10 protein-coding genes and 2 tRNA genes are annotated in these 11,637 nt (G+C 50.7%); 8 read left to right on the forward strand and 4 right to left on the reverse strand.

Annotation, left to right across the window (positions count from 1 at the left end):
• Nucleotides 1–43 precede the first annotated feature (43 nt).
• The 3 genes from FH968_RS21475 to FH968_RS21485 all read right to left on the reverse strand — a co-directional run bounded on the left by FH968_RS21475 (nucleotide 44) and on the right by FH968_RS21485 (nucleotide 3,504).
• Nucleotides 44–119 (reverse strand) — tRNA-Asn (locus FH968_RS21475).
• Between the two features lie 133 nt (nucleotides 120–252).
• Nucleotides 253–2,031, reverse strand: a complete 1,779-nt coding sequence (locus FH968_RS21480; RefSeq protein ID WP_139883182.1) for an aminopeptidase P family protein — start codon at nucleotides 2,029–2,031, stop codon at nucleotides 253–255.
• Nucleotides 2,032–2,043: 12 nt separating this feature from the next.
• Entirely contained in the window at nucleotides 2,044–3,504 is a 1,461-nt protein-coding gene (locus FH968_RS21485) for an AMP nucleosidase (protein WP_139883184.1), read from the reverse strand.
• 335 nt (nucleotides 3,505–3,839) lie between these two features.
• On the opposite strand from FH968_RS21485, the gene ldtA reads away from it, so the two are divergent.
• Together ldtA and FH968_RS21495 are read left to right on the forward strand one after the other, a co-directional pair.
• Complete coding sequence (gene ldtA, locus FH968_RS21490) at nucleotides 3,840–4,772, forward strand: L,D-transpeptidase (RefSeq protein WP_189389287.1); 933 nt, start codon at nucleotides 3,840–3,842, stop codon at nucleotides 4,770–4,772.
• A gap of 197 nt (nucleotides 4,773–4,969) precedes the next feature.
• The gene (locus tag FH968_RS21495; protein WP_139883186.1) at nucleotides 4,970–5,326 is read left to right on the forward strand and encodes a hypothetical protein; all 357 of its coding nucleotides are present in this window, start codon (nucleotides 4,970–4,972) and stop codon (nucleotides 5,324–5,326) included.
• Between the two features lie 362 nt (nucleotides 5,327–5,688).
• On the opposite strand, the gene FH968_RS21500 is transcribed toward FH968_RS21495, so the two are convergent.
• Nucleotides 5,689–5,764 (reverse strand) — tRNA-Asn (locus FH968_RS21500).
• Between the two features lie 188 nt (nucleotides 5,765–5,952).
• Here FH968_RS21500 and FH968_RS21505 point away from each other — a divergent pair.
• The 6 genes from FH968_RS21505 to cbl all read left to right on the forward strand — a co-directional run bounded on the left by FH968_RS21505 (nucleotide 5,953) and on the right by cbl (nucleotide 11,540).
• On the forward strand, nucleotides 5,953–6,318 hold the full coding sequence (locus FH968_RS21505) for a copper resistance protein (RefSeq protein ID WP_139883188.1): 366 nt from the start codon (nucleotides 5,953–5,955) through the stop codon (nucleotides 6,316–6,318).
• Between the two features lie 49 nt (nucleotides 6,319–6,367).
• On the forward strand, nucleotides 6,368–8,254 hold the full coding sequence (locus FH968_RS21510) for a protein-disulfide reductase DsbD (RefSeq protein WP_139883191.1): 1,887 nt from the start codon (nucleotides 6,368–6,370) through the stop codon (nucleotides 8,252–8,254).
• A complete protein-coding gene (locus FH968_RS21515; RefSeq protein ID WP_139883193.1) occupies nucleotides 8,251–8,859 on the forward strand; it encodes a DsbA family protein in 609 nt (202 codons plus the stop codon). Before FH968_RS21510 ends, FH968_RS21515 begins: the two co-directional genes overlap by 4 nt.
• A complete protein-coding gene (locus tag FH968_RS21520) occupies nucleotides 8,849–9,352 on the forward strand; it encodes a protein disulfide oxidoreductase (protein WP_139883195.1) in 504 nt (167 codons plus the stop codon). The genes FH968_RS21515 and FH968_RS21520 overlap by 11 nt, the downstream gene beginning before the upstream one ends.
• 220 nt (nucleotides 9,353–9,572) lie before the next feature.
• Nucleotides 9,573–10,490: a nitrogen assimilation transcriptional regulator NAC gene (gene nac, locus FH968_RS21525; RefSeq protein WP_139883197.1), complete on the forward strand. Its 918-nt coding sequence runs from the start codon at nucleotides 9,573–9,575 to the stop codon at nucleotides 10,488–10,490.
• 105 nt (nucleotides 10,491–10,595) lie between these two features.
• Complete coding sequence (cbl, locus tag FH968_RS21530; protein ID WP_139883199.1) at nucleotides 10,596–11,540, forward strand: HTH-type transcriptional regulator Cbl; 945 nt, start codon at nucleotides 10,596–10,598, stop codon at nucleotides 11,538–11,540.
• The last annotated feature ends 97 nt before the right edge of the window (nucleotides 11,541–11,637 follow it).

Below are 11,637 nucleotides of genomic sequence, written 5' to 3' on the forward strand. Positions count from 1 at the left end.
AAGCAAAAAGCCCGCTTAGTTTCCTAAGCAGGCTTCTTAAATATGGCTCCTCTGACTGGACTCGAACCAGTGACATACGGATTAACAGTCCGCCGTTCTACCGACTGAACTACAGAGGAATCGTGTGAACGGGGCGGATATTATCGGGCGACCGCAGGGTTGTCAAAGCCTGTTTAGCGGAAAGTTGTTTGATTGCTGGTTTAATCGGCAAAATTGGGAAAAGAGCCGTAAAAACACGGCTCTTCGGCGGTTTTATGTGCGTTGTGTTTTGACCGGAGCCGTCGCTTCAATCAGCCACGGGCGGGCATCACTGGAAACCAGTGGCGACAATATTTCACGCACTTGCTGGTGGTAATCATCAAGCCAGGCAATTTCTTGCACGTTCAACAACGACAATTCCACTGCGCTCAGGTCGATTGGGATCAGTGTCAGAGACGCGAATTTGCAGAAACCTGGCTGTGACTCAATGACTTCGACCTGGTTTTCGATACGAATACCATGACTTCCCGCGAGGTAATAACCCGGTTCAATAGTGATGACATTGCCCGGTAACATTGGCCACGGGTTCACTTTCTTCGCCATACGATGCGGATTTTCATGAATCAATAGACAGTGGCCAACGCCGTGGCCAGTGCCGTGGTCGTAATCCAGCCCCAGTTCCCACAAGGGGCGACGCGCGAACGCATCCAGTTGATGGCCCTGTGTGCCCTGTGGAAACTGTAAGGAGATCAGTGACAGGAACCCTTTTAACACCGCCGTATAGTGCAGACGATGTTGGGCATCGAGTTGCCCGAAATTCAGCGTACGTGTCGCGTCGGTGGTGCCATTGAAATACTGGCCGCCGGAATCATTGAGATAAAATTGATTGCTGGTGATAGCAACATTGGTTTCCGGTGCGCTGTGGTAGTGACACATCGCCGCGTTTCCGGCTGCAGCGGAAATCGTGCCAAAGCTTTGTTCCAGGAAGTTGTCGCACTGCTGGCGGAAAGCGAGCTGCTTTTCCTGCGCTTCGAGTTCGGTGATTGGGTTGCCCGTAGCTTCACGTAGCGGCACTTCATGGTTTAGCCATGCAAGGAAGTTTACCCAAGCCGCGCCATCTTCAATATGGCTTGTACGATAACCTTCCAACTCAGTGCTGTTTTTGTTCGCTTTCATCAGTGTGATGGGATCTGTTTGCCACTCGATTTCGCCACCACCAGTTTCCACAGCAAAACGCACTGCTACCGGTGCGTTGTCAGCGTCTAGTAAGAAACGTTTTCCGGTAGCATGTTGCTGGCAACGCGCCAGAAACGCATCCGGTTTTTGAATATGAATGGAATCCAGTAGAGAACTATCGAGCTGCTGAAGTTTGGCTTCATCAACAAACCATTCAACTGCACCGTCGTTTTTCACCAGCGCAAACGAAAGTGGTACTGGGCTTGTTGGGATGTCTGAACCACGGACGTTAAGCAACCAGGCGATGTTGTCAGGCAGGGTGAGGGCAAGGTAATCCACCCCTTTTTGAGCCAGCGCTTGCGCCATGCGTGTGCATTTTGACTCTGTTGACTCGCCGCTGATTTCATCTGGCATTTGTCTTATCGCACCGCGCGGTGCTGCCGGACGAGTAGTCCAAATTGAATTAATCGGGTCATCGTTAACGGCAACCAGATCACAGCCGCTGGTGCGCAGGCTTTCGTACTGGCTGTTAACCATCAGCATCGGCTCAAAGGCAATGCGTTTGCCTGCTGGCAGGTTATCGTGCAGCCAGATATGAATTGGCTCGTCGTGCAAATGGTGAATTTCAAACTCGCTAAGGTTCACTTGTTGGCGAGCCTGAACCTGGTAGCGACCATCCACAAAAAGCAAAGCGCGGTCAGCCAGAATCAGGGCCAGACCCGCTGAACCGTCGAAGCCGCTGATAAACTCCAGTTTGTCGTCAAAACGGGCGCAGTATTCACTTTGGTATGCGTCGGTGCGAGGAATAAGCATGCCATCGAGTTCGCGCTCTTTAAGCAGGCTGCGCAATGTAGCCAGAGGTGATGTGTGTTGCATTATTATTTTCTCTTAACGGAAAGGAGGTTCATTAAAGGTGCGTAATTTGCGCGAGTGTAGGCGTTCACCTTCGGCTCGCAGGAGATCAATGGCGCAGATACCGATTTGCAAATGCTCAGATATCGCCCCTTCATAAAAGCGGTTGGCTTGCCCTGGGAGTTTTATCTCACCATGAAGAGGTTTATCGGAAACGCACAGCAACGTGCCATACGGCACACGGAAGCGATAACCCTGCGCGGCAATGGTGGCGCTTTCCATATCAATGGCGACGGCGCGACTCAGGTTGAAACGCAACGCCGAGGCTGAATAACGCAATTCCCAGTTACGATCGTCGGTGGTGACGACGGTGCCGGTACGCAGGCGCTGTTTGACTTCTTCGCCGGGCATACCGCTCACCAATTTAGTGGCGTCGTACAGTGCGCGCTGGACTTCGGCAATACTTGGGATCGGAATGTCTGGCGGCAGTACTGCATCAAGCACATGGTCATCGCGCAGATAAGCGTGAGCCAGCACGTAATCGCCAATCGACTGGCTTTCACGCAATCCGCCGCAGTGCCCAATCATCAGCCATGCAGCCGGGCGCAATACCGCCAGGTGGTCGCAAATTGTTTTTGCATTCGACGGGCCAACGCCGATGTTAATCAGCGTGATTCCGGCACCTGTGGCATCAATCAAGTGCCAGGCTGGCATCTGGTGCTTTTTCCAGGCGAGATCGGAAATGGCTTCTTCGGGGGCCTGGCTGTCGGCAGTTAGCCACACGCCGCCTGCACACGAAAGCGCGACATACGGGCTTTCAGGATCAAGGATTTGCTGGCAACCCCAGCGCACAAATTCATCGACATAACGGGTGTAGTTGGTGAACAACACGAAAGACTGGAAATGCTCGACTGGCGTGCCGGTGTAGTGGCGCAGGCGGGCTAACGAGAAATCAACGCGACGTGCGTCGAAATGTGAAAGCGGGTAGAACTCGGTTGGATGGAACAGGCCATCCGCTGTTTCATCGCCAATCTGTGCTAATTCGGTTGTTGGGAAATGGCGAGGTAAACCGGCACTCATTGAACGATCCAGCGACAAACTGGAGCCATCAATGACATAGGGATAAGGGATTTCATGTTGTGATAATCCCACTTCAATCTGCGCGCCGTAATCTTCGTGGAGTAGCGTTAATTGTTCAGCCAGATAATGGCGAAAGAGTGCTGGACGGGTGATGGTGGTGGTGTAACTGCCGGGATGAGTGAATCGGGCAAAGGCACGTGTTTTATTCGGGTTGTGAACGGTGCCATCCCAACTGACGCGTAACTCTGGGTAGACAAATAATCCGGCGGCACGTTTTTCAACTTCGGGTAGTACACCGTTTTCAACATACTGACCAATGGCGTCGCGCAGTGCGTTGACCGAGGCATCGTACAGCTCCTCTAATTTATCGAGGGCCTGGTTGGGGGTAAGGGCAGTATCGGCTGTCTGATGCGTCATCTTCTCTCCTTATCCTGCTGGTTTTACGCAGGGCTATTTTCAGCTTTCGATAGTATGTCATCGGCGGGAGAGAACGGAAGAGGGTGAAGGGCGCAGAAAAGCAAAAAGCACGCTTAGTGGCCTAAGCAGGCTTTTAAAATATGGCTTCTCTGGGAGGGAATACGTTTACAGTAATTAGCTAATTATAAAGTTAAAAATAAAATATCATGCCCCACAAATGCCACAGCAAAATGAGCGGGTCAGTTGTGAGGCTATTTTGTAAGACTTTCCTCACTCAATCCTTAACGAAGGGTTATATTTAGCCTATCTACATCATGTTTGATAACAGGGAAATTATGATTCGTTTGTCCTCGCTTGCCCTGGTGCTAACCGCCTTTACCCATAGCGCCCTGGCGGTCACCTATATGCTGCCACCCGAAGGTAGTCGCCTGGTCGGTACACCGTTAACCGTTGCTGTTGCGCAAGGGAATAGCCAGCCGTTGGAATATTATGCCGCGCAGTACGGACAGGGGTTCAGCAACATGCTGGAAGCTAATCCTGGCGTAGATCCATTCCTGCCAAAAGCGGGTACCCAACTGACCATTCCGCAGCAAGTGATTCTACCGGACACCGAACGCCTGGGCATCGTGATTAACGTCGCCGAAATGCGGCTTTACTATTACCCGGAAGAGAGCAACACGGTGGAGATCTTGCCCATTGGTATCGGTCAGGCTGGGCGCGAGACGCCGCGTAACTGGGTGACGAGGGTGGAGCGTAAGCAGGAAGCACCGGCCTGGACACCAACGGCAAATACCCGTCGTGAGTACGCGAAAGAGGGTAAAACTTTGCCAGCGTACGTGCCGCCGGGTGAGGATAACCCAATGGGGCTGTACGCGATTTACATCGGCAAGCTGTACGCTATCCACGGCACCAACGCTAACTTTGGTATCGGTCTGCGTGTCAGCCAGGGTTGCATCCGCCTGCGCAAAGACGACATCAAATACCTGTTCGATAACGTGCCGGTGGGAACACGCGTGCAGTTGATTGACCAGCCGGTGAAAGTAACTGTTGAGCCGGACGGGCGGCGTTGGCTGGAGGTGCATGAGCCGCTGTCCCGTAATCGTGCGGAGTTTGAATCTGACAAGAAAGTCCCGCTGCCAATGACTCCGGCACTGCGCATTGTCACCCAAGGTTCAGGCGTGGATGCAAGCGTGGTGAGTGCAGCGTTAACCCGCCGTTCCGGGATGCCGGTGCCGATTAATATTGAACCCGAAAAAACAGTGCAGTGATAAAAAACAGGGAAGACGATGGCGCGGAAATTCGAGTTTCCTCTAGCTGATGTGAAGGATTCGCGCGAGCAATGAAACAGAGTTGGTTTTGCTGTGACTGCTCGAAGAGATTATCAGTCTTGTGCTATTCAAATTTATATATGTCCCTGAAAGCTGGCACGATTTTCAGGGGTGACAATATGATATAGGGATCTGTTATGTTAAAAAAAATTTACCTGTTATCTCTTACTTGTTTTGTTATTTCTGGATGCACGTCGAATACACCGCAATCTACGCAAGAAAAGAAATATCATTTTGTTGATGCGACAGCTCATCAATGTACAGAGGACATCAAGAGCAAGACCACAAAGCTCAGTGCTGAGGGCCATTCCGTGAGCGTCCGATGGACGACTGTCCAGTATGTTATTTCAGCCCCGGATGGAGCATTCACTGCGAATAAAATGCTCGGAGTAGAATATGGAACATCAACTATTTTAGACAATGGGGTTCCGGGTAGTGCATGGAAATCGTGTATGCAAAGCAAAGGTGCTCTGGTGCCAGAACTTAAACTCTAATCTTTTTTGTGGGAATGCTTACACGTTGACCCGAACTTTTTCATGCAGGAAAGCAATATCACGGCCCGTTTGTTGTGTGCATGATGAACAGTCAAAACGGCGCGAATGATCTCTTTTCCTTTTCACTCGCGTTAATACCCGCAGCCAGTTTTTTCTCTTTGGGTTTGCAGGTTTCGCCCTGTCTGGCAGGCAGAAATATATGGGGCCTCAAAAACCATTGAACTGGAAGAAGATCAAAAGTGGTCTCATCAATGATTTGAGTAGAATTTGGTTGGGTAGAATGTATCTGAGGATAAAAGCTGGAGTAACAAGAGTTTTGCAGATAAGTAACGGAGTTCGATGGAACTCCATTGACTTGAATTTGGCTCCTCTGACTGGACTCGAACCAGTGACATACGGATTAACAGTCCGCCGTTCTACCGACTGAACTACAGAGGAATCGCTTGAACGGGGCGCATATTAGCGAGGCGTTTCAGGGTTGTCAAAGCCTGTCATCACACCGTTGGTGCGTTTGCTGATAAAACACACAAACGAGGCGTTTCGGGCGTGCAGACATATCTTTACAGCTCATTTGTTGCCAAATAGAGACGACTGGCTAAGATATGCGGTTCACGTAAGAGGGATTCATGTTTAAACAAAAGCATTTGGCAAAGTGGTTTCTTTTCCTGGCATGTCTGGTGGTGTTAATTTGCACCGCGCAGCGCATGGCGGGATTACATGCTTTGCAAATGAAAGCGGCTGAAAGCATTGTACTTGCTCAAGGCAGTGCTTCAGATGCGGAGCAGGCCTCACCGGTTTCGCCGTGTGAATTAAGCGCTAAGTCACTGCTTGCTGCACCGCCTGTATTGTTTGAAGGTGCGTTGTTTGTTTTCAGTCTGATCCTCTCACTTCTTACGCCTCTCCAGTCGAAACTTTCATCCATTGCTCCCCTCCGGGCCTTTTCCTCGCCCACCATCCGAGTCCATCTGCGATTTTGCGTATTCCGTGAATGAAACATCGGCTGTTTAACTCAGTTCGATAATTCATTTATGGAGAAAAAATATGTTGAGTCTTTTCAGGCAGGCTTTGTTCTGTCTTTTACTGCTATGGCCGCCATTTTCGTGGGCGCAAGAAACGGGCTGGCTTCATTCTACCGAAAATAACCATGCCAGTGTGCGTCTGCGCGCCGATGCATCTCCACAAGGGGAAAGTCGCGTTTTGCTGGATGTGAAACTGGAAGAAGGGTGGAAAACCTACTGGCGGTCGCCGGGTGATGGTGGCGTTGCGCCGACAATTTCCTGGCACGAGCCGGTGAGGGCGGCGGACTGGTTCTGGCCTGTTCCACAACGTTTTGATGTGGCAGGTATCACCACGCAGGGCTATCACAACCAGGTCAGCATTCCGATGACTCTCTCTGGTGATGTGCCAAAGAAAATTGCTGGCGTGCTGACGTTATCGACCTGCAAAGATGTTTGCCTGCTGACGGACTTCCCGTTTGAAATTACACCAAATAAGGGTGATGAAACCTTTGCCCATGACTACGCACAAGCGATGGGGAAAGTACCGCGTCCTGATGGGCTGACGGACAATCTGATTGCAGGGTATCGCAATGCTGAACTGGTCGTGCAAGCCACTCGCGCTGCTGGTTGGCAAAAACCAGAGCTGTTTTTAGATATGCCGGAAGATGCCAGTTTTGGTAAGCCAAAATATCGTATCGATGGCGAAACGCTTTGGGCAACAATCCCCGTTAGCGATGGCTGGGATGGCGCCGGGCCTGACTTGCGTGGGCGCGACCTTTCGCTGGTTATCGCAGATAACGGCATTGCGCAGCAAAGCAGCGTAACCATAAATGAAGCACCAATAGCGCCAGAATCTGGTAAAGCCATTGCTTTCTGGCAAGTTTTACTGCTGGCGCTGTTGGGTGGTTTTATTCTCAATCTAATGCCGTGTGTTTTGCCGGTGCTCGGTATGAAACTTGGTTCTGTTTTACTTGTGGAAAAGCAAGAAAGGCGCGTGATTCGCCAGCAATTTCTTGCGTCTGTTGCCGGAATACTGGTCTCGTTTATGGCTTTGGCGCTATTAATGACGGTGCTGCGTTTAACGAATCATGCCGTGGGCTGGGGCATTCAGTTCCAGAATGTCTGGTTTATCGGATTCATGGCGTTGGTGATGGTGGTGTTTAGCGCCAATTTGTTTGGGTTGTTTGAGTTTCGGCTTTCCTCAAATATGACGACGAAACTTGCCACGCAGGGCGGACGTGGCATGAGTGGACATTTCTGGCAGGGTGCATTGGCAACATTACTGGCAACACCATGCAGCGCACCGTTCCTCGGCACCGCCGTAGCCGTTGCGCTGGGATCTTCGCTGCCAACGCTTTGGGGCATTTTCCTCGCGCTAGGCGTGGGGATGAGTCTGCCGTGGTTGCTAATTGCAATACGTCCTTCACTTGCTTTGCGCTTACCAAGACCTGGACGTTGGATGCATTGGTTACGCAGGATATTGGCAGTAATGATGCTGGGTTCGGCACTTTGGCTGGTCAGCCTGTTACCGGTACATTTCAGTGCATCAGCAGTGGCACCTGCAAATGAAAATATCGCGTGGCAACCGTTAAGCGAGCAGGCAATCGTGGATGCGCTGGCGCAAAACAAACGCGTCTTTATTGATGTCACCGCTGACTGGTGCATAACCTGCAAACTTAATAAGTTAAATGTTCTTTCTCGTGACGATGTGCAAGCCACATTGCAGGCACCAGATGTGGTTGCACTGCGAGGAGACTGGACACTCCCTTCCAAAGAAATCACCGAATTCCTCAAACTGCGTGGCCAGGTTGGTGTGCCTTTCAACCAGGTTTACGGGCCGAACATTCCAGCAGGGAAACCACTGCCGACGCTGTTAACTCGCGATTCGGTACTGAATGCGCTAAACGACGCGAAAGGAACGAAACAATGAAAATGATCATGGCGGTTTTACTGTTGGTGATGGCTTTTGGTACCTATGCTGAGCCGCAACCCAATGAAGAACAATTGCAGCAAATGATTTATCAGGCGTTGTACCACGACCCTGCCAGTCCACGAATTGGTTCAAACTCGCCAAAGCTGACAATTATTTCTTTTACCGATTACAACTGCCCGTTTTGCAAACAGTTCGATCCGATGCTTGAGAAAGTTGTAGAGAAATATCCTGATGTGGCCGTCGTGTTTAAGCTGTTGCCGTTTCGTGGTGAAACCTCATCGCTTGCGGCTCGTGTTGCACTGACGACCTGGCGTGAGCATCCGCAGCAGTTTATGCCGTTGCATCAAAATCTGATGTCGAAAAAGGGTAATCACACCGCCGCAACCATTGGCGCCGCAGTTTCCAAAAGTGGTGCAACCCCGGTTAAGCCGGATGAAATGAGTATGGAAACGTTAAATCTCAATCTGCAACTGGCAAGGGTTGTGGGCGTGGAAGGGACGCCAGCAACGCTGGTTGGCGATACGCTGCTTGCCGGTGCAGTGCCATGGGAATCGCTGGATGAGTTGGTAAAAGACAAGCGAGAGCAGGCAAATGAAAAGTAAGCTGAAACGTTGGGGGCGAGAGGCGTTGGTAATAGCGATGATATTCATCACTATTGTTGTTGTGATGGATATGTGGCGCGCGCCGAAAATGCCCGCGACATTTGACAGCACACCGTTCCATACACTGGATGGAAAAACAGTAACGTTGAATGCACTTAGCGAGGAGCGTCCACTGCTACTCTATTTCTGGGCGAGCTGGTGTGCCGTCTGTCGCTATACGACCCCTTCTGTTGCGCAGCTAGTAAGTGAGGGTGAAAACGTGATGACCATTGCTTTACGTTCTGGTGATCCTCAGGAGGTTTCACGCTGGTTGGTGCGTAAGAAAGTTCAGCTACCGGTCGTGAATGATGCATCCGGTGAGTTATCCCGCAACTGGCAGATTGGTGTCACGCCCACACTGGTGGTGTTTTATAAAGGAGAAGTCGTTTCTTCTACCACCGGCTGGACCAGTTACTGGGGCATGAAACTGCGTCTTTGGTGGGCGGGGTTATAGCCATGTGATTAGGCGCACCTTTATGGTGCGCCTATACCTCTAATGGGGCATAAGAGAACCGCTGTTTCAATTCCACTTCCCACGTTTTAAATCACTTTTTCTTATTATCCAGCCTGTTAGCGCATCTGGTCGGATGTTTGTAAAAAGTGGCAAGCATATTGCAATTCCTATGGAGACATCACTGCCGAGACTGGCGTTGGCATTCCGTGTAGGAGGCAAAATGAATTTAAGACGACTGAAATACTTCGTAAAAATCGTCGATATAGGTAGCCTGACTCAGGCCGCTGAAGTGCTGCATATTGCGCAGCCGGCGCTGAGCCAGCAAGTTGCTACCCTTGAAGGTGAAATGGATCAGCAGCTGTTAATTCGCACCAAACGCGGCGTAACGCCAACAGAAGCAGGAAAAATCCTGTATACCCATGCGCGAGCCATTCTGCGCCAATGCGAACAGGCTCAACTAGCCGTTTGCAACGTGGGCCAAACTTTAGGTGGACAGGTTTCTATTGGCCTGGCACCAGGTACTGCGGCTTCATCAATCACCATGCCTTTATTACAGGCGGTACGTGCGGAATTACCCGACGTGCTGGTCTATCTGCATGAGAACAGTAGTTCTGTCCTGAATGACAAGCTGTTAAGCGGCCAGCTTGACATGGCGGTCTTGTATGACCGCTCTCCAACGGCGGGTATCATTAGCCAACCGTTACTCAAAGAGGAGTTGTTTCTGGTCGGCACCCGCGACTGTCCAGGTCAGACAGTCGATCTCGCCGCAGTGGCCGAAATGAACCTATTTCTGCCGCGTGACTATAGCGCTGTACGTAAACGTGTGGATGAAGCTTTTTCATTACGCCGCCTGACAGCAAAAATTACCGGTGAGATTGACTCCATCTCAACCTTAACTGCGGCGATTGCCAGCGGAATGGGTGTGACGGTGTTGCCAGAATCTGCGGCGCGTTCACTGGTCAGTTCTGCAAATGGTTGGATGGCGCGCATAACCAGTCCATCGCTTAATTTACCGCTGTCGGTCAACTTGTCCGCACGAACCTCGTTGACTCCACAAGCTCAGGCAGTGAAAGACATTTTGATGTCTTTAGTTGTTCGCCCTGTGCAGGAAAATCGCGAATTGTTACTGGTGGGGTAAGTTGGCTTATCGCTAAATAGAATAAGCTGCTGGTTTTTATTATTTGTTATCTCGGGGTCGCCACTTTAACAATAGTGTAAAGAACGGTTATGCCTCGGGGGCAATGTGAACTTCCAGCAACTTAAAATTATCCGCGAGGCGGCCCGGCGGGACTATAACCTGACCGAAGTCGCCAACATGCTTTTTACTTCGCAATCTGGCGTAAGTCGCCATATTCGTGAGCTGGAAGAAGAACTCGGTATCGAGATTTTCATCCGTCGCGGTAAGCGTTTATTGGGCATGACGGAGCCGGGCAAAGCCCTGTTGGTTATAGCCGAGCGTATCCTCAATGAGGCCAGCAACGTGCGGCGCCTCGCGGATGTTTTCACCAATGACGCCAGCGGCGTTCTCACGATTGCCACAACGCACACTCAGGCACGCTACAGCTTGCCGACAGTTATCAAATCTTTCCGTGCGTTGTTTCCGGAAGTGCGTCTTGAATTAATTCAGGGTACGCCACAAGAAATAGAAACCCTTCTGCATAACGGCACGGCAGATATCGGTATCGCCAGTGAAAGGCTCAGTACCGACCCTTCGGTTGTCGCTTATCCATGGTTTCGCTGGTATCACACATTGTTGGTGCCGCGTGACCATCCGCTCATTTACGCAAACCCTCTCACGCTCGATGAGATAAGTCGCTGGCCGATTATTACTTATCGGCAGGGGATAACCGGGCGTGCGCGTATTGATGAGGCTTTCTCACGCCGTGGGTTAACGCCCGATATTGTGCTTAGTGCGCAAGATTCGGATGTCGTGAAAACCTACGTCGAGCTGGGGTTGGGCATTGGTTTGGTTGCATTTCAGGCGAGTGGTGACGAAGGGGAGTTGGTCAGGATTGATACCCGACATCTTTTTGACGCCAATACCGTGTGGTTAGGGCTGAAGAAAGGGCAGTTGCAGCGTAATTACGTCTGGCGCTTTATTGAATTATGTAATCCTGAGCTTTCTGTCGCTGATATTAAGCGGCTGGCGCTTGAGTCTGAAGAAACAGCTCTTGATTATCAAATCTGACAAACAACAGAAACAAAAAAGCCTGCTTAGGAAACTAAGCAGGCTTTCGAATTTGGCTCCTCTGACTGGACTCGAACCAGTGACATACGGATTAACA

The organism is Buttiauxella sp. B2, assembly GCF_006376615.1.
GTDB lineage: Bacteria > Pseudomonadota > Gammaproteobacteria > Enterobacterales > Enterobacteriaceae > Buttiauxella.

Bases quoted from the DNA above. Each gene is read 5' to 3' on its own strand.
- FH968_RS21480 (WP_139883182.1), bottom strand. From the start codon at position 2,031: ATGCAACACACATCACCTCTGGCTACATTGCGCAGCCTGCTTAAAGAG.
- FH968_RS21485 (WP_139883184.1), bottom strand. From the start codon at position 3,504: ATGACGCATCAGACAGCCGATACTGCCCTTACCCCCAACCAGGCCCTC.
- ldtA (WP_189389287.1), top strand. From the start codon at position 3,840: ATGATTCGTTTGTCCTCGCTTGCCCTGGTGCTAACCGCCTTTACCCAT.
- FH968_RS21495 (WP_139883186.1), top strand. From the start codon at position 4,970: ATGTTAAAAAAAATTTACCTGTTATCTCTTACTTGTTTTGTTATTTCT.
- FH968_RS21505 (WP_139883188.1), top strand. From the start codon at position 5,953: ATGTTTAAACAAAAGCATTTGGCAAAGTGGTTTCTTTTCCTGGCATGT.
- FH968_RS21510 (WP_139883191.1), top strand. From the start codon at position 6,368: ATGTTGAGTCTTTTCAGGCAGGCTTTGTTCTGTCTTTTACTGCTATGG.
- FH968_RS21515 (WP_139883193.1), top strand. From the start codon at position 8,251: ATGAAAATGATCATGGCGGTTTTACTGTTGGTGATGGCTTTTGGTACC.
- FH968_RS21520 (WP_139883195.1), top strand. From the start codon at position 8,849: ATGAAAAGTAAGCTGAAACGTTGGGGGCGAGAGGCGTTGGTAATAGCG.
- nac (WP_139883197.1), top strand. From the start codon at position 9,573: ATGAATTTAAGACGACTGAAATACTTCGTAAAAATCGTCGATATAGGT.